At 70.9% G+C, this 15,739-nt stretch carries 13 protein-coding genes; 6 read left to right on the top strand and 7 right to left on the bottom strand.

What is annotated here, in order from left to right:
- Nucleotides 1-293: 293 nt before the first annotated feature.
- The 3 genes from QMK24_RS13065 to QMK24_RS13055 form a co-directional block, all read right to left on the bottom strand.
- Complete coding sequence (locus tag QMK24_RS13065; RefSeq protein ID WP_283465816.1) at nucleotides 294-1,121, bottom strand: enoyl-CoA hydratase/isomerase family protein; 828 nt, start codon at nucleotides 1,119-1,121, stop codon at nucleotides 294-296.
- Nucleotides 1,122-1,470: 349 nt separating this feature from the next.
- Nucleotides 1,471-3,648: an acetate--CoA ligase family protein gene (locus QMK24_RS13060; protein WP_283465815.1), complete on the bottom strand. Its 2,178-nt coding sequence runs from the start codon at nucleotides 3,646-3,648 to the stop codon at nucleotides 1,471-1,473.
- A gap of 212 nt (nucleotides 3,649-3,860) precedes the next feature.
- Nucleotides 3,861-5,054 (bottom strand): flavin-containing monooxygenase, encoded by a 1,194-nt coding sequence (locus QMK24_RS13055; RefSeq protein ID WP_283465886.1) that lies wholly within the window; start codon nucleotides 5,052-5,054, stop codon nucleotides 3,861-3,863.
- Nucleotides 5,055-5,384: 330 nt separating this feature from the next.
- Here QMK24_RS13055 and QMK24_RS13050 point away from each other — a divergent pair, with 330 nt between their 5' ends.
- Nucleotides 5,385-5,837, top strand: a complete 453-nt coding sequence (locus tag QMK24_RS13050) for a DoxX family protein (protein WP_283465814.1) — start codon at nucleotides 5,385-5,387, stop codon at nucleotides 5,835-5,837.
- Nucleotides 5,838-5,893: 56 nt separating this feature from the next.
- Nucleotides 5,894-6,340, top strand: coding sequence for a Zn-ribbon domain-containing OB-fold protein (locus QMK24_RS13045; protein ID WP_283465885.1), 447 nt, complete (start codon nucleotides 5,894-5,896; stop codon nucleotides 6,338-6,340).
- On the opposite strand, the gene QMK24_RS13040 is transcribed toward QMK24_RS13045, so the two are convergent.
- The 3 genes from QMK24_RS13040 to QMK24_RS13030 all read right to left on the bottom strand — a co-directional run bounded on the left by QMK24_RS13040 (nucleotide 6,312) and on the right by QMK24_RS13030 (nucleotide 9,044).
- Nucleotides 6,312-7,217, bottom strand: a complete 906-nt coding sequence (locus QMK24_RS13040) for a trypsin-like serine peptidase (protein WP_283465813.1) — start codon at nucleotides 7,215-7,217, stop codon at nucleotides 6,312-6,314. The genes QMK24_RS13045 and QMK24_RS13040 overlap by 29 nt on opposite strands.
- 241 nt (nucleotides 7,218-7,458) lie before the next feature.
- Nucleotides 7,459-8,628 (bottom strand): thiolase C-terminal domain-containing protein, encoded by a 1,170-nt coding sequence (locus QMK24_RS13035; protein WP_283465812.1) that lies wholly within the window; start codon nucleotides 8,626-8,628, stop codon nucleotides 7,459-7,461.
- 104 nt (nucleotides 8,629-8,732) lie between these two features.
- Complete coding sequence (locus QMK24_RS13030) at nucleotides 8,733-9,044, bottom strand: DMT family transporter (RefSeq protein ID WP_283465811.1); 312 nt, start codon at nucleotides 9,042-9,044, stop codon at nucleotides 8,733-8,735.
- A 106-nt stretch (nucleotides 9,045-9,150) separates the two neighbouring features.
- Between QMK24_RS13030 and QMK24_RS13025 the strand changes: the two genes are divergently transcribed.
- Together QMK24_RS13025 and QMK24_RS13020 are read left to right on the top strand one after the other, a co-directional pair.
- Entirely contained in the window at nucleotides 9,151-10,422 is a 1,272-nt protein-coding gene (locus QMK24_RS13025; RefSeq protein ID WP_283465810.1) for an acyl-CoA dehydrogenase family protein, read from the top strand.
- Nucleotides 10,419-10,925, top strand: a complete 507-nt coding sequence (locus QMK24_RS13020) for a nitroreductase family deazaflavin-dependent oxidoreductase (RefSeq protein ID WP_283465809.1) — start codon at nucleotides 10,419-10,421, stop codon at nucleotides 10,923-10,925. The genes QMK24_RS13025 and QMK24_RS13020 overlap by 4 nt, the downstream gene beginning before the upstream one ends.
- 250 nt (nucleotides 10,926-11,175) lie before the next feature.
- Here QMK24_RS13020 and QMK24_RS13015 read toward each other — a convergent pair whose 3' ends face one another.
- Nucleotides 11,176-11,823, bottom strand: coding sequence for a TetR family transcriptional regulator (locus QMK24_RS13015; RefSeq protein ID WP_283465808.1), 648 nt, complete (start codon nucleotides 11,821-11,823; stop codon nucleotides 11,176-11,178).
- Nucleotides 11,824-12,184: 361 nt separating this feature from the next.
- On the opposite strand from QMK24_RS13015, the gene kbpA reads away from it, so the two are divergent.
- On the top strand, nucleotides 12,185-12,973 hold the full coding sequence (kbpA, locus tag QMK24_RS13010; protein ID WP_283465806.1) for an AfsK-binding protein KbpA: 789 nt from the start codon (nucleotides 12,185-12,187) through the stop codon (nucleotides 12,971-12,973).
- Between the two features lie 286 nt (nucleotides 12,974-13,259).
- Nucleotides 13,260-15,704, top strand: coding sequence for a protein serine/threonine kinase AfsK (gene afsK / locus QMK24_RS13005; RefSeq protein ID WP_283465804.1), 2,445 nt, complete (start codon nucleotides 13,260-13,262; stop codon nucleotides 15,702-15,704).
- The last annotated feature ends 35 nt before the right edge of the window (nucleotides 15,705-15,739 follow it).

The raw sequence follows: 15,739 nt of genomic DNA, 5'->3' as shown, positions 1-15,739 counted from the left end.
TCAGATGGGAAGGGGGCTGCGGGAAGCGACTTGGATGGGCCGCGCGCTCTTCGCCCTGCCGCCCTGCCGCCCTGCCGTCGTGCCGTCGTGCCGTCGTGCCGTCGTGCCGTCGTGCCGTCGTGCCGTCGTGCCGTGAAGTCTTCGACGTCAGCGGCAAATCTGCGAAACCGGAATTGGCGTTCTTGATCGGGGACCCGGACAGCGGGGACCGCTACGTCCTCACGAAGCTGACCGATTAGGACAGGGCCTGGCCCCGGCCTTGTCGTCGGCTCAGGTCCAGGCCGCCGGCCCCGTTACCGCCCCCGGAACTCCGGCGACCGGCGTTCCACGAAGCTCCTGACGCCCTCCTGGGCATCGTCCGTGGTCATGTTGATCTCCTGGGCGGCCGCCTCCGCCGCGAAGGCCGTCGAACGGTCCGCGTCCAGGGAGGCGTTCACCAGCTGCTTGGTCAGGGCGATCGAACGCGTCGGGCCCGAGGCGAGGCGCTCGGCCCATTCGCGGGCGGTCTTCTCCAGATCATCGGCGGGGACGACGCGGTTGACGAGGCCGAGGCGTTCGGCGGCGACGGCCGGCAGGTCGTCACCGAAGAACATCAGCTCCTTGGCACGCTGCGGGCCGATGAGCCGCGGCAGCAGATACGCGCCGCCGCCGTCGGGGACGAGGCCGCGGCGGACGAAGACCTCGATGAACTTGGCGCGGTCGGAGGCCAGGACGAGATCGCAGGCGAAGGCGAGATGCGCGCCGATCCCGGCCGCGGTGCCGTTGACCGCCGCGATCACCGGCTTCTCGCAGTCCAGGACGGCGGAGACGAGACGCTGGGCGCCCCGCCGGATCGTTCGGGCGACGTCGCCGGCGACCCGTTCGCCGGGCGCGGCCGCACCGCCGCTGAGGTCCGCACCGGCGCAGAACGCGCGGCCGGTGGCGGTGATGACGACAGCCCGAACGTCCGGGTCGGCGGACGCGGCGTCGAGCAGCGAGATGACGCGTTCGCGCTGGTCCCAGGTGACGGCGTTCATCGCCTCAGGGCGGTTGAGAGTGATCCACGCGACGCCGTTGTCAGTGGCGTGAAGTACCAATGAGTCCACGGGATCTACAGAATCTTCACGGGGGGTGGGTGTCATGAGGGAGCGGCTCCTTGCGGTACGGGAGGCTGCGCGCGCAGCGGTGACCGGGATCCAGACCGGTATCCAAGCCTGGGTCCTGGCCGTGATTCAGGCCGTGATTCAGGTCTGGGTCCCGGTCGGCTTACGAACCGGGCAGTGGACCGGCTTACGGACCGTTCCGCTCGCCGTTCTCCGGTCCGCTCTTCGGGCCGTTCCGCGGACCGGACTTCGGGGCCGGCCGTCGGCCGGGCGGTTACGGCCCCGTGGACCGTGCCCGCCGCGCCTGACCCGTCCACCGCGCCTGACCCGTCCACCGCGCCTGACCCGTCCACCGCGCCTGACCCGTCGGCCGCGCCCGCCGCGAGGCTCACCGGCACACCGCCAGCGCGTCGAGCGCCACGGCCCCCTGGCCGCGCGGCAGCACCATCAGCGGGTTGATGTCGAGTTCGGCGAGGTCGCCGCCGAGTTCCATCGCCATGCGCTGCACCCGCATGACCACGTCGACGAGCGCGTCGACGTCGGACGGAGGCGCCCCCCGTACTCCTTCGAGCAGCCGGTGACCGCGCAGTTCACCGAGCATGTCGCGGGCCATGTCCTCGCCGAACGGCGGCACGCGCACGGCCGCGTCCGCGAGGATCTCGACGAGGACGCCGCCGAGACCGACGGTGACGGTCGGGCCGAAGAGGGAGTCCTGGGTGACGCCGACGACCATCTCGACGCCGCGCTCGACCATTTGGCAGACGAGGATCCCGTCGAGCTCGACACCTTCGTAGCGGGCGATGTCCGTCAGGTCGCGGTAGGCGTCGCGGACCTGGCTGGCGGAGGTCAGGCCGATCTTGACCAGGCCGAGTTCGGTCTTGTGGCCGAGCTGCGGACCGGAGGCCTTCATGACCACCGGGTAGCCGACCAGGCCGGCGGCCCGGACGGCGCCTGCCGCGCTGGTGACCAGCTGCTCACGCGGCACGCGGATCCCGTACGCGCGCAGCATCTGCTTCGCCGCGTGCTCGCTGAGCTGATGGCCCGCGCGCATCAGGGCCTGGGCCTTGCGGGCCGAGGAGGAGCGGGTGCGCGGGGCGTCGTCGAAGGGCGAGCGGTAGGCGGCCGCGAAGCGGTGGTGGTCCAGATAGGACTTGACGGCGCTGATGCAGTTGCCGAAGGTGCGGAAGGTCGCGAGCCGGGACGAGCCGAGGAGGGTCGTGCGGTAGGCGTCCTCGGTGCCCAGCGGCGAGCCCCACACCACGCACACCAGCTTGTCCGTGGTCTCGGCCGCGTCGGCCAGGTCCTGCGCAAGCTTGTCGCTCATGGGTGGGAACGGGCCGGTGATCGGACAGATGAGCACACCGACCGACGGGTCGGCGAGGATCGCGTCGATGATCTTCCGGCCGCGCCAGTCGCCCACCGGGTGACCGCCGTTGTCGACCGGGTTGGCCACATTGAGGTAGTCGGGGATCCACTGGTGGAGTTCGGTCTGCTTCTCGTCGGAGAGGGTGGGGATGTCGAGTCCCGCGGCGGTGGCGAGGTCCGAGAAGTGGGCTCCGGTGCCGCCGGATATGGAGTAGACGACGACTCCGTCCGCGGTGGGCGGTTTGGCCCGCGCGAGCAGCGTCGCGGTGTCCTGCAACTGGTCGAGCCCGTCGACGCGGATCACGCCGAACTGCTTGAGCGCGGCGTCGACGACGGTGTCGGATCCGGTCAGTTTGCCGGTGTGCGAGGCGGCCATGCGGGCACCGGTCTCGGTGCGTCCGACCTTCACCATGACGACCGGAACCTTCTTACGCGCCGCGCGGTCGGCGGCGAGAGTGAACGAGCGTCCGTCCCTGAGCCCTTCCACATATGCGGCGATGGCCCCGACCTCGGGCCGCTCGGCGAAGTAGGAGATGAAGTCCGCGGTTTCGAGATCCGCCTCGTTGCCGGTGGGCGCCCAGTGGCTGATGCGGATGCCCAGCTCCTGCAGCGTGTAGAGCGGACGGCCTTGGTGGCCTGACTGCGTGATCAGGGCGATGGCCGGCCCGGTGAGGTCCTCGCGGAACTTCTCGAAGGCGTTGAGGTTGGTGTTCGGGCCGAGCAGTCGCAGCCCGGACGCGGCGACGACCTCGGCGAGCCGGGTCTGGGCGGCGGCGCCCACCTCGCCGGTCTCGGCGAATCCGGAGGCGAAGGCGACGGCGAACCGGACCTTCGCCTCGCCGAGCTGCTCGATGACGGGAAGGGGGTCGCCGACGAGGAGGACCGCGAGATCCACGGTCTCCGGCAGGTCCGCCACCGAGGCGTAGCAGGGCAGGTCGAAGACGGTCTCACGGCCGGGGTTGACCGGGAAGAGCCGGGCTCCGACCCGCTGTGACCAGGCGATGAGCTGCCGGGTGATGCCGGTGTTCGGCCGCCCTTCCGTCTCGGACGCGCCGACCACCGCCACGGTCTCCGGCCGGAAGAATCGGTCGAGGTCCGGGACGGTGCTGTGCAGCGGACGGCCACCGACGTCGGTGTCGGACGCGCCGCGTGCGGCGGGCCCGGGGCCGGGGCTGCGGGTGCTGTATGTCGATCCAAGCATCGGTCTCGCCCGCTCCTGCTCGAAGGTATACAGAACTGACGCACAGTCAGATTACTGAACTGACGACGTGTCAGGAACAGTGCGGGCATGTGAAAGATGTGAAGGAGGCCGACGAGAAGGTCATTCAGTGGCATTTGGGTGCACGAAACGACGTCGGCGATCCCCGTTGGCCGGGAGCGGAAGGCGGTGAGGCGCAGGGCGACAGCGACCGGTCACGCCCGCCGGGAGGCGTGGCCGGCCGCACGGGCGATACGCCGGGCGTCGATGGCGAGTTCGCGGAACATGCCACTGATGGGGTTGGTGAAGCCGGTGAAATAGAGGCCGGGAGCGCCCGGCGGGGTGTGGGGGCCGTGGACGAGAGGGCGGCCGTGGGCGTCCAGCACGCCAAGGTGGCCGACGAGGGGTTCGAGGTCGCGCCGGTATCCCGTGGCGGCGATGACGATCTCCGGGCCGATGCGGGAACGGTCGGTGAGGACGACCTTGTCGCCGTCGAAACCCTCGACGGCGGCGACGGCTTCCACTCGGCCCGCCCGTATCGCGTCGATGAGGCCGACGTCCTGCACCGGGATGGCGTTGTCGTCGCGGACCCGGGAGTAGAGGCCGGTGGTAGGGCGGGCGAGCCCGTAGGCGGAGAGATCGGGGACGCTGAGCCGCTCCACGTAGGGGGCGACGCGGTCGACGAGCGCGACCGGCAGTCGTCGGCAGAGGATGCCGCTGGCCTGGGCGGGCCATCCGGCGGTGCTGCGCCGCATGATGTGCGGCGGGGTGCGGACGGCGAGCCGTACGCGTGCGGCGCCCGATTCGATGAGGTCGACGGCGATCTCGGCGCCGGTGTTGCCGACGCCGACGACGAGCACGTCGCGTCCCGCGTACGGCTCGGCGTTGCGGTAGTGGGCGGCGTGCAGCAGTTCGCCGGGGTAGGTGTCGCGGCCCGGCCGGTCAGGGAGGTGCGGCGTGTGGTTGTGGCCGGTGGCGACCACGACGATGGGCGCGGTGAGCAGCCGGCCGCCGGTGGCCGGCAGCTGCCATGTGCCGCCGGTGCTGCGGTTGCTGCGGGCGCTGCCGGTAGCGCCGGTTCTGTCGGTACTGCTCGTGCCGTCGGCGCTTTCGGCGCGGTCGATCCGGGACACCTCGATTCCGGTGGCGATATCGATCCGGTGGTGCGCGGCGTACTGCTCCAGGTAGCGGATGACATCGTCGCGACCGACCCAGCGCCCGTACGCGCGCGGGATCTCGAAGCCGGGCAGGCCGGACAACCGTCGCGTGGTGTGCAGGTGGAGCCGCTCGTAATGGGCGCGCCAGGAGGAGGCGACCGTTTCCGACCGCTCGATGACGAGGGTGCGGACGCCACGTTGGTGCAGCGCCGCCGCCACGGCGAGCCCGCCGGGTCCGGCGCCGATGACGATCGCGCCGGGGGAGGCGGTGGAAGCGGAGGGGGCAGATGTGGCGGGTGAGGTGAAGGGGCAGGAGTGGCGGCGAAGTGGAGGAGGCGGCGTGGTCGGTCATGGGGTGCTCCCGGGGCCTGTCGAAGGGAGTAGTACCGGAAGGTGGCGGAGCACTCGCGGTTCGTGACAGATGACTTTGACGGGAGGCGCGTGACGTGTGACGGGTGGCGCGGGTGTGAGGGTAGTCCCGGAGGTGATCAATCCGGGGGCGTTTGGCACCGGACTCTTGCGCATGTCCGTCTCCATCAGATGAACTGACGTACCGTCAGGTTCCTTAGAGGGAGACCCGTGATGCAGACGATCTGGCTCACCGGAGCCGAATGGCTCGCCGTGCTGCGCATCGGCCTCGGTCTGTGGTGGCTGGAGAGCTGGCGGCACAAGGACAAGAAGGGCTGGTTCGAGCGCGGCACGGGCATCGTCTGGGCCAAGAGCGTGGCGGACAAACACCGCTGGAGCTTCGTCCAGGGCGGCTTCACCACCATTGTCGCGCCACGGCCCAAGCTGATGGCGTACGTCGTGGTGTACGCCGAGCTGGCGCTCGGGCTGGGCCTGACCGTCGGCCTGCTGACGCCCGTGGCGCTGGTCGGCGGTCTGCTGCTCAACCTGCTGTATCTCGTCCTGATGATCCACGACTGGGCCGAGCAGGGGCAGAACGCGATGATGGCGCTCATATCGCTCGTCGCCCTCTTCGCCATGAGCTGGCAGGCGTGGTCGCTCGACAACCTGTGGGGACTGTTCCTGTGACGACTCCGGCCACGACTCCTGCGACGACCTCTGCGGCGACCCCTGCGGCGACCGCGGTGACGACGCCGCGTTTCGACCTGCCCGACATCGACACGTTCACCCGGCCGTACTGGGAGGCGGCCGCCGAGGGCCGACTGCTGATCCGGCGCTGCGGAGCGTGCGGCGCCGCCCATCACTACCCGCGCGAGTTCTGCCCGTCCTGCTGGAGCGAGGACGTCCTATGGGAGCAGGGGAGCGGCCACGCCACGCTCTACACCTGGTCGGTCGTCCACCTCAACGACCTGCCGCCGTTCGGCACCCGGGTGCCCTACGTCGCCGCTGTCGTCGACCTCGCCGAAGGCCCGCGGATGATGACCGAGATCGTCGACTGCGACGAGGCCGCACTGAGGATCGGCATGGAGCTGCGGGTGCGCTTCCGTGCCGACGAGGGCGCTCCCGCGGTCGCCGTGTTCGCCCCGGCGGGGGCCAGGACGGCTAGCCGCCCGCCGTCCGGTAGAGCGTGAAGGCGGCGTCTTCGAAGAGCGGGCTGTACGAGACGCTGTCGTCGGGGCCGCCGCCGTCCAGGCCGCCCACCAGGCCGACGACCTTCCCGGTCTTCGTCCGCGGGTCGTAGTCCAGCAGCCATGGACTGCCGGACGTGCCGGTGTAGAAACCGCCGCAGTCCATCTGCAGCTGGCGCAGGCCGGGCAGCCGGGTGGTCGCCGTCGTGCAGCTGATCGGCCGGCCGGTCGGGTCGGACTCCTCGCCGGAGTAGCCGATCACGGTCACCTTGTTCGTCCAGCCGGGCGTTCGGGTCAGGACATTGGCGCCGGTGACGTCCTCGAGGCTTTTGCCCTGTTCGTCCTTCTTTACCCGGGCGAAGGCGAAGTCGTAGTCCGAGCCCGCGCCCGTGTCCTCGACCGTCCACCGGGGGTCGGTGAAGACCTGGTCGACGACCCAGGTCCCGTACGGCTGCACCTTCGCGTCCTTGACGTACCCCGGCACGAAGACGACGCCGGTGCCCGGCTCGCAGTGCGCGGCCGTCAGCAGGAGGCTGCGGGAGGGGCTGTGCACGACGCTCGCCGAGCAGAAGTGGGCCTCGGCCGAGGAGTCGATGGAGAAGAGCACGCCGACGGTCGGGACGCCGCTTATGTGCCGGGCCGCACCGGGCGGTGCGATGGTCGTGCTGACGTTCGCGTTCGGTCCGGGCAGGTCCTCGGGACCGGCCGGGGCGGTTTGCGGCATGGCGTTCGCCATCCGCTCCGGGGTCCAGAACTGGGCCGCGGTCTTGTTCGTCCAGACCGCCGGAAGATGCGGCTGCGGGCTTGCCCGCGGCGTCCACATCGCGGCGCCGGCCAGGAGCAGCGTGCAGGCCAGGGGCAGGATGAACCGCTTGACCACGCGATACCCCTCTCCGGATCACCCATAGCTCCACCGACCGGGCCAGCGTACCCACGCCCACGCCGCTGTGCGCCAGTGCTGTGGCCGGCAGGGTTCACCGGGACACGCGTCCCGCGGACGAATGGGCGGCCGAAACGGCGGCCGGACGGGCGGCTGGGCGGCCTGACGGACCCGTCAGACCCCGCGAACCCGGCGGACCCGGCGGACCAATGCGGTCCACCGCACTCGCCGCGTTCGAGGATCAGCCGCGTTCGAGGATCACGGTGCCCGAGGAGCAGAACCAGCCGCCGGTGCCGGAGGCGACGGCCAGTCGGGGCAGCCGTCCGCCCGACTTGCGCACCTGCCGGTCGCCCGCCTCGCCGCGCAGCTGCCGGACGGCTTCGACGAGCAGGAACAGCCCGCGCATCCCGGGATGGCACGCGGACAGGCCGCCACCGTCGGTGTTGACGGGCAGGTCGCCGTCGATCGTCAGCCGGCCCTTCTCGACGAAGGCACCGCCCTCGCCCTTGGCGCAGAAGCCGAGGTCCTCCAGCGTGACGAGCGTCATGTACGTGAAGGCGTCGTAGATCTCGGCCAGGTCGATGTCGGCGGGGGTCACCCTGGCTTGTTCGAAGGCGATCCGGCCCGAGACGGCCGCGGGGGAGACCGTGAAGTCCTCCCATTCGGACATGGTGGTGTGGGAGATCGCGGTGCCCGAGCCACGGATCCAGACGGGCGTCTTCGCCGTGTCCGGTACGTACTCCCCGGCGGCCAGCAGCACCGCGCCGCCGCCGTCGGAGCGGATGCAGCAGTGCAGCTTGGTGAACGGGTCGGCGATCATCGGCCCGGACAGCACCTCGTCGACGGTGATCGGGGTGCGGTACATCGCGTCGGGATTGCGGGCGGCATTCGCGCGGGCCTGTACGGCGACCTCGGCGAGCTGCTCCAGCGTCGTGCCGTATTGGTGCATGTGGCGGCGCGCGGCCATCGCGTACTTCGAGATGAGGGTGTGGCCGTACGGGACCTCGAACTGCAGCGGGCCGCGTGAGCCGAAGGAGAGGTTCGCGGTGCGCCGCTTCGCCTTGAGGTCGGCGCGCGCGGTGGATCCGTAGACGAGCAGTACGGCGTTGGCATGGCCGGCGGCTATCGCGTCGGCGGCGTGCGCGGTCATGACCTCCCAGGTGGAGCCGCCCACGGCGGTGGAATCCACCCAGGTGGGACGCAGCCCGAGGTACTCCGCGACCTCGACGGGCGCGAGGATCCCGAGGCCGGCCGAGGCGAGGCCGTCGACGACCGAGCGGTCGAGCCCGGAGTCGGCCAGCGCGCGACGGGCGGCCTGGGCGTGGAGGGCGTACGGGGTGGCCTCGTCGACCCGTCCGCAGTCGGACAGCGCCACGCCGACGACGGCGACCTTGCGAGCAGCAGCAGCCATGAATCTGACGGTACATCAGATTCGGGAGGGCGTGACAGGGGGCCGGTGAGAGGTGGGCCAGTGACAGATGAGAGGCGAGCGGGTGGGGAGGGAGGGGGGAGGGCTCAGCGTCTCTTGCGCAGCTGTCCGGCCGCCGAGAGCAGCTGCGTCAGTGCGACGAGCGAGAGCAGGATGTACAGCGCCCGCTGGAAGCCCGAGATGTCGCTCATCCAGAACTGTGCGCTGATCCACAGGATCAGCAGCGCGGTCCAGATCGCCACATAGACCTTGAGCTGCTGTGTCGACGAGTCCGGTCCGGGGGAGAGGAAGCGCAGGGTGGTGCTGCGCGGGCGCTGCGGCTTCGGGTCCCGGTTCGGGTCCCGGTTCGAGTTCCGGTTCGCGTCCCGGTTCGGTTCCTGGCTGGGGTTCTGGCTCATGCGGGACATCATGCCCGGTCGGGAATCGATGCTCCCCGGCCCTGTGCATCTGGACCGCCGCTCCCTAAGATGACGGACCGTCAGATCAGCCGTGAGGAGCCCGCCGATGGATGCCGCGTTCACCGAGGAGCAGGACGAGATCCGGCGCACTCTGCGCGAGGTACTGCACAAACGCTGCGGGCCGGACGAGGTCAAGGCCGCGGTCGGCACCCCCGCCGGATACGACGAGACGCTCTGGCGCCAGCTCGCCGAACAGCTCGGACTGCCCGGCCTCGGGCTGCCGTCCGAGTACGGCGGCGCCGGCTGCGGCCCGACCGAGCTGGTGCTCGCCTGCGAGGAAGCGGGCCGGACGCTGCTGCCGTCACCCCTGTTCACCACCGCTGTGCTGGCCGCTCCGCTGATCGCCGATCTCGGCAGCGAGCTGCAGCGCGCCGACGTGCTGCCCAGGATCGCCTCCGGCGCCGTCACGGTGGCCCTCGCGCTGCCCGGCGGCCTCGGCACTGCCTTGGGCCTGACCGGCCCGAACGACGGCGACTGGGCGGGTGGCGGCCGTGCCGGCGGCATCCAGGCCCGCCAGGAGAACGGCGGATGGCGGCTGTACGGTCAGGCCGACCAGGTGCTCGGCGGCCACAGCGCGGGACTGCTGCTCGTGGCCGCTCACGCGGGCGGTTACGCGGCGGTCTCCCGCACCCGGCTGTTCCTCGTCGAAGGCGACGCCGCCGGAGTCGTACGCACCCGACTCACCGCGCTCGACGAGACACGTCCCGAGGCCCGCATCGAGCTGCGGAACGTCGCCGCCGTGCCGCTCGGCGGCGACGAGGCGGCCGACCCGGGGCCCGCGCTCGCCCGTGCCGGTGAACTGGCAGCTGCCGCGCTCGCCGCGGAGGCGGTCGGTGCCGCGGATCAGGCGCTGGCCTCAACCGTGGAATACGTGCAGGTCAGAGAGCAGTTCGGGCGTCCTGTCGGCTCCTTTCAGGCCATCAAGCACCGGCTCGCCGACCTCTACGTCCAGGTCCAGGCGGCGCGCTCCGCCGCGTACTACGCCGCCTGGGCGGCCGCCGCCTCGGAAGGGGACCTGCCGGTCGCGGGCCCGCTCGCGCTCGCCCAGGCGCTGGAGGCGCTGCGGGCCGTCGCCGGCGAGGCGATCCAGTTGCACGGCGGCGTCGGTTTCACCTGGGAGCATCACGCCCATCTGTACTTCAAGCGCGCCGCGTCCGACGAGCTGCTCTTCGGGCCGGTACACCTGCTGCGCGCCCGCGCGGCCGACCGGGCGGGGCTCTTCGCGTCAGCGGGGCCGGCGGTACCAACGGGGACGGCAGAACCCTCGGATCCGGCGGCCCCGGCCACCGCCTCGACGGGCGCGGGGAGCGCGGCATGAAGAAGACGCTGGTGGAACGGTCCAAGCCCCTCGTCCAGAAGGTGTCGTCCACGCGCGGCTTCGCGAAGATCGCTCCGCATGTCGTCCCGGTGATGGACAAGGTCGTACACCGGTTGACCAAGGGAAAGGTGCTGCTCAGCGCCCAGATGCTGCCCGGTGTCGTGCTGACGGCCACGGGGGCGAAAAGTGGGCAGCCGCGCCGTACGCCATTGGCGTGCATGCCCGAGGACGGCGGCACGTTCGTCCTCGTCGGCAGCAACTTCGGACGGACGGACCACCCGGCGTGGACCGGGAATCTGATCAAGCACCCGGACGCGGAGATCAGCTGGAAGGGGAAGGACGTCCTCGTCGTCGCCCGGCTCCTGGACGGCCCCGAGCGCGAGGCCGCCTGGACGGCGGTCCTGAAGTTCTGGCCGCCCTACGCCTCTTACGCGGCACGAGTGGACCGGCAGATCCGGCTCTTCCGCCTCGTACCGCGCGGTGACGGACCGCCGGCCGGCTGACCCACCCCGCCCACGTATACGAAACGCGCACGCGAACCCGCGCACACGCACCGCACACGCACCGCACGAAAACGCGGGCGCCGTTCCGGCTACCTCCCCCGAGGACCGGACGGCGCCCGCGTTGGGCGTGACGTGGCAGGACGGATGAACGGCTGAACGCTGAGCGCTGCTGAACGACGGAACGGCTGGCCGGATGACCGGCTGACCGGCTGAACAGGAGCGCGCCAAAGGCCGCTTACGGCCCCGTGACCTACTTGACGGGCTTCTTTCCGGTGACACCGAGGTGCACGAGCAGCGCGAGGTTCGGCTTCAACTCGGCCTGCTTGACGCCCCAGCTGGTGAATCCCTTCTGGTGCGAGGCGACCGCGGCCAGCATGGCGACCAGCGAACCGGCCATGGCCGCCGGGCTGACCTCCTTGTCGACCTTGCCCTTGCTCTGCAGATCCTTGATGGAGTCCGTGAGCGAGTTGGTGACGGCGTTGAGGATCTTCATGCGGATCTTGTAGAACCGCTTGTCCCCTTCCGCCGCCCCGAGGTCGACGACGCGCAGAATCGCGTCGTTCTTCCGCCAGAAGGAGAGGAAGCCGTCGACCAGTTCGTCCGCCGCCTGGGCGCCGGACTTGCCGATCCAGGAGCGTCCCGCGACCAAATCGGTGAGACTCGCTCCTTCCTTGGCCATCTCCTCGGCTAGTTCGAGGACAGCGCCCTCGACGTCGGGGAAGTACTGGTAGAACGTTGCGGGGGAGGTGCCCGCCATCCGGGCCACGTCAATGACCTTGACGTCCCGGTACGGCGACGTGCTGAGCATCTCGCCGAGGCAGTCGAGCAGCTTCTGCCGCGTCGCCTGTCCTCGACGACCGGCAACACGGCCGTCGACGGTGCGAACTTGTCCTGTCATGCCGTCAGTTTACCGACGGGTGATCAGCGCGCGATTCGGCCTCCTGCAAATGGGGAGGACCGGATTCCCCGCCCATTCCGGGGGCCGTTTTCCGCCGGATAACTGGCCGTCAGACCTGTCAGCCGGTCCGTCACGGGTCCTTCCGCGCCCCTGCAAGGGCCGTCCCGGCGTGCTGTCACAGTCCGCCATTCGAGCGAATCATCTTATCAACAGCCTGTGGACAACTTCTGTGGGCGGCCCGTTCGCGGCGCCAAAGAATTGACCAAATGTTCGAATAGTGTTGCAGCGAACCGCTCTATCCCCCGATAGCGTGTCAAGTCAGACACTCCCTCCCACTTCATCAACCGAGAGGATCCAGGCCATGGCCGGATTCGCGGAAGGCACCCCCTGCTGGGCCGACGCCATGCTTCCCGACCTCGACGCGGGCAAGCGCTTCTACGGCGAGCTGTTCGGCTGGACGTTCCAGGACGGCGACAAGGACTACGGCTACTACACCCAGGCGTTCCGCGGCGACAAGAATGTCGCGGCACTCGCCCCCAAGCCCGACGGCCGAATGCCGACCGCCTGGAACGTCTACTTCGCCTCACCCGACGCCGAAGCCACCGCCCGGAAGATCCGGGAAGCCGGCGGGCAGCTCATCTCGGAGCCCATGGTGGTCGGCCCGTTCGGCACGATGCTGATCGCCGCGGACCCGGGCGGCGCGGTCTTCGGCGTATGGCAGCCCGGCACCCACCCGGGCTTCGCGCTCCGGAACGAACCCGGCTCGTACTGCTGGTCCGAGGTCTACACGCGCGAGAAGAAGACCGTCGACCCGTTCTACGAGACGGTCTTCGGCCTCAAGGGCGAGCAGATGGGTGACACCACCGATTTCGACTTCAAGGTGTGGACACCGCCCGGCGAGGAGGAGAGCGTCGCCGGACGGCTCCAGATGGGGCCCGAGTATCCGTCCGAGCTGCCCGCGCACTTCCTCGTCTACTTCGCCGTCGGGAACTGCGACGAGGCCGCGGCGAGCGTCGGCCGCCTCGGCGGCAGGGTCACCCGCGAGCCGCGCGACAGCCCGTTCGGCCGGTACGCCCTGGTCGTGGACGATCAGGGTGCTTCGTTCGCCGTCATCGACCTGACGACGACGGTCGGCGACATGCCGGTCTGACTCCGTCAGGGCTCCGGGTACGGTCCGGCGCCGGACCGGCTCCGGTCGGCGCCGGCCCGGCCCCGTTCCGACCGCGGCGGACGGCCGCGGCGGACGGCCGCTCGGCTCCGGGACGGCCCCGTTCCGGCTCCCTTCAGCCCGCTGTTCACAGCTGTCAGGACCCGGGGTCCGTATCGACAGAATCGACAGATGTCGTGTCGTTACGCCCCCGGGTTCGCAACTGGACCCTCCGCCAGGAAGAATCAGCTTCCATACGGGGAACACCCCACGGGGAGGTGGCAGGGCAGTGGTGGAGCAGCTGACGCAGCACGACCCGAGACGGATCGGCCCTTTCGAGGTGCTGGGCCGGCTCGGTGCCGGCGGCATGGGGCTGGTCTATCTCGCCAGGTCGGCCTCGGGCCGCCGGGTCGCGATCAAGACGGTGCGCGCCGAACTCGCCGAGGACCAGCTGTTCCGGGTCCGTTTCAGCCGTGAGGTCGAGGCGGCCCGCGCGGTCAGCGGCTTCTACACGGCCGCCGTCGTGGACGCGGACGCCCGCGCCGCCGTGCCATGGCTGGCGACCGCCTACGTTCCCGCCCCCTCCCTCGAGGAGATCATCAACGAGGCCGGGCCGATGCCCGCCCAGGCCGTCCGCTGGCTCGCGGCGGGCGTCGCCGAGGCGCTCCAGTCCATCCATGGTGCGGGGCTCGTCCACCGCGACATGAAGCCGTCCAACGTCCTGGTCGTCGAGGACGGGCCGCGAGTGATCGACTTCGGAATCGCCAGCGGGGTGTCCAACACCCGGCTGACCATGACGAACGTGGCGGTCGGCACCCCCGCCTACATGTCACCGGAGCAGGCCCGCGACTCGCGCAGCGTACGGGGCGCCAGCGATGTCTTCTCGCTCGGCTCGACGCTGGTGTTCGCCGCGACCGGGCACGCCCCCTTCCATGGCGCGAACCCCGTCGAGACCGTCTTCATGCTGCTCCGCGAAGGCCCCAACCTGACGGGCCTGCCCAGCGAGCTGCGACCGCTCATCGAATCCTGCATGCGCTTGGAAGCCGACCAGCGGCCCACGCCCGCCGAGCTGCAGGCACAGCTCGCCCCGCATCTCTTCTCCACCGGCAGCGATGACACCGGGACGGCGTCCGCCTGGCTGCCCCCCGGGGCCGTAGCGCTGATAGAGCAGCGCCGCAGTGGCCGGCCGGCCGTCGCTGTCAACGTCAACGTGCGGCCGTCGCAGCCGCCGCCCCCGCCGCCACCCGTACCCCCGCGCACGCCCGACCCGGAGCCGGCCGTACACGGCCGGCATGGTGGCGGGCGTGGAGGTTCTGGCGGCGGTATGAACGCTCCTGGTGGTCTCAACGGTCCCGGTGCCGGGCGCGGTGGTGCCCTGGCCGAGCCGCACACTCATGGGCCCGTCCGGCTGGCCGGCTCCGCGCCCATAGGGCCCGGTCTGCGCGTCGCGGACGCCGACCACAAAGCAGCTCCGCCCGAGGGCGCCCCCGGCACCGACTGGGTGCGCCGCGGCGGCGCCCACCGGGCCGGCGGACCCGGCGCCCTCCCCGTACAGCAGCCCGTACAGCAGCCCGCACCGCCGTCGGCTCCGCCGGGGGAGTGGCGGCCCTGGCGGTTCCGCATGTCCAATGACGTATGGGGCACGCCTGTCGTCTCCGACGGACGCCTCTACGTCACCTCCTTCGAGGTGCACGCCCTCGACATCGCCAGCGGGCGGCGGCAGTTCAAGACCCGTGACGTCGCCTGGACGATGGCCGTCGCCGACGGCCGCATCCACGCTTCCGACGGGCCGAGCCTCTACGCAGTCGACACGACCGACGGCGGCGACCGCTGGCGGACCGGCGTCGAAGGCTGGATCTACTCGCTGCGAGCCGAACACGGCACCGTCGTCACCGGCACGCGGGGCGGCGGCGTCCAGGCATGGGACGCCGACCAGGGCCACCTGCGCTGGGAGCGCGGTGGCGCGCAGACCGAATTCGAGTCGCCCGAGTCCGGGCCCTCGATCGCCGCCGGCATGGTGTATTTCCAGGGCGGCGGACGGCTGTACGCCATCGACGGCGCGTCCGGCGCCGAGCGCTGGTCCTACCCGGTCGGCGCTTCCGGTGCCCCCGGCGCGACCGGCAGCGTGCCGACGCGGCCCGTCGTCGCCGACGGCGTCGTGTACGTCACGGCCGGCACGCGCGTGCTTGCCCTCGACGCCAGGAGCGGTGCCGAACGCTGGCGCTTCGACGCCCCGGCCGTCATGTTCGGGCCTCCGGCCCACGTGCCGGGCGCCGGCGCGAGCGGGGGCGGCGTATACGTCGCCGACCACCTCGGCACCGTCTACGCCCTCGACCCTCACAACGGCGGCGACCGCTGGCGGGTCGCCACCGAGCCCCGGCAGTCCCTCGAACCTGTGCTCGTCGCCGGCGGCGACGTGCTTCTGGGCGCGGGCAACGCCCTCTACACACTCGACGCCGTCACGGGCAATCCGAAGTGGCGCTTCGCCGCGCAGGGCGAGATCGTCGGTTCGCCTGTCGTCGCCGATGGGCGCGTCCACTTCGGCTCCAAGGACCACTGCCTCTACACCGTCGACGCCGCAGGCGGCCAGCTCCGCTGGAAGCTCGAAACCGGCGGCGAGATCACGGGGTCGCCGGTGGCGGCGGACGGGGTGGTGTACGCGTGCAGCAAGGACCGCTGTGTGTACGCGCTGGACGCGGTGAAGGGTACGGGCGCCGCTGCGCGGCGGGCCTAGGGTGCGGGGTCATTGGGGCTGGGGGCCGACGTACC

Source organism: Streptomyces sp. PH10-H1 (genome assembly GCF_030063355.1).
Taxonomy (GTDB): Bacteria; Actinomycetota; Actinomycetes; order Streptomycetales; family Streptomycetaceae; genus Actinacidiphila.
This window is presented reverse-complemented; position numbering and strand designations above follow the sequence as displayed.

Coding starts and splice junctions, on each gene's coding strand:
- QMK24_RS13065 (WP_283465816.1), bottom strand. CDS start 1,121: ATGACACCCACCCCCCGTGAAGATTCTGTAGATCCCGTGGACTCATTG.
- QMK24_RS13060 (WP_283465815.1), bottom strand. CDS start 3,648: ATGCTTGGATCGACATACAGCACCCGCAGCCCCGGCCCCGGGCCCGCC.
- QMK24_RS13050 (WP_283465814.1), top strand. CDS start 5,385: ATGCAGACGATCTGGCTCACCGGAGCCGAATGGCTCGCCGTGCTGCGC.
- QMK24_RS13035 (WP_283465812.1), bottom strand. CDS start 8,628: ATGGCTGCTGCTGCTCGCAAGGTCGCCGTCGTCGGCGTGGCGCTGTCC.
- QMK24_RS13030 (WP_283465811.1), bottom strand. CDS start 9,044: ATGAGCCAGAACCCCAGCCAGGAACCGAACCGGGACGCGAACCGGAAC.
- QMK24_RS13025 (WP_283465810.1), top strand. CDS start 9,151: ATGGATGCCGCGTTCACCGAGGAGCAGGACGAGATCCGGCGCACTCTG.
- QMK24_RS13020 (WP_283465809.1), top strand. CDS start 10,419: ATGAAGAAGACGCTGGTGGAACGGTCCAAGCCCCTCGTCCAGAAGGTG.
- QMK24_RS13015 (WP_283465808.1), bottom strand. CDS start 11,823: ATGACAGGACAAGTTCGCACCGTCGACGGCCGTGTTGCCGGTCGTCGA.
- kbpA (WP_283465806.1), top strand. CDS start 12,185: ATGGCCGGATTCGCGGAAGGCACCCCCTGCTGGGCCGACGCCATGCTT.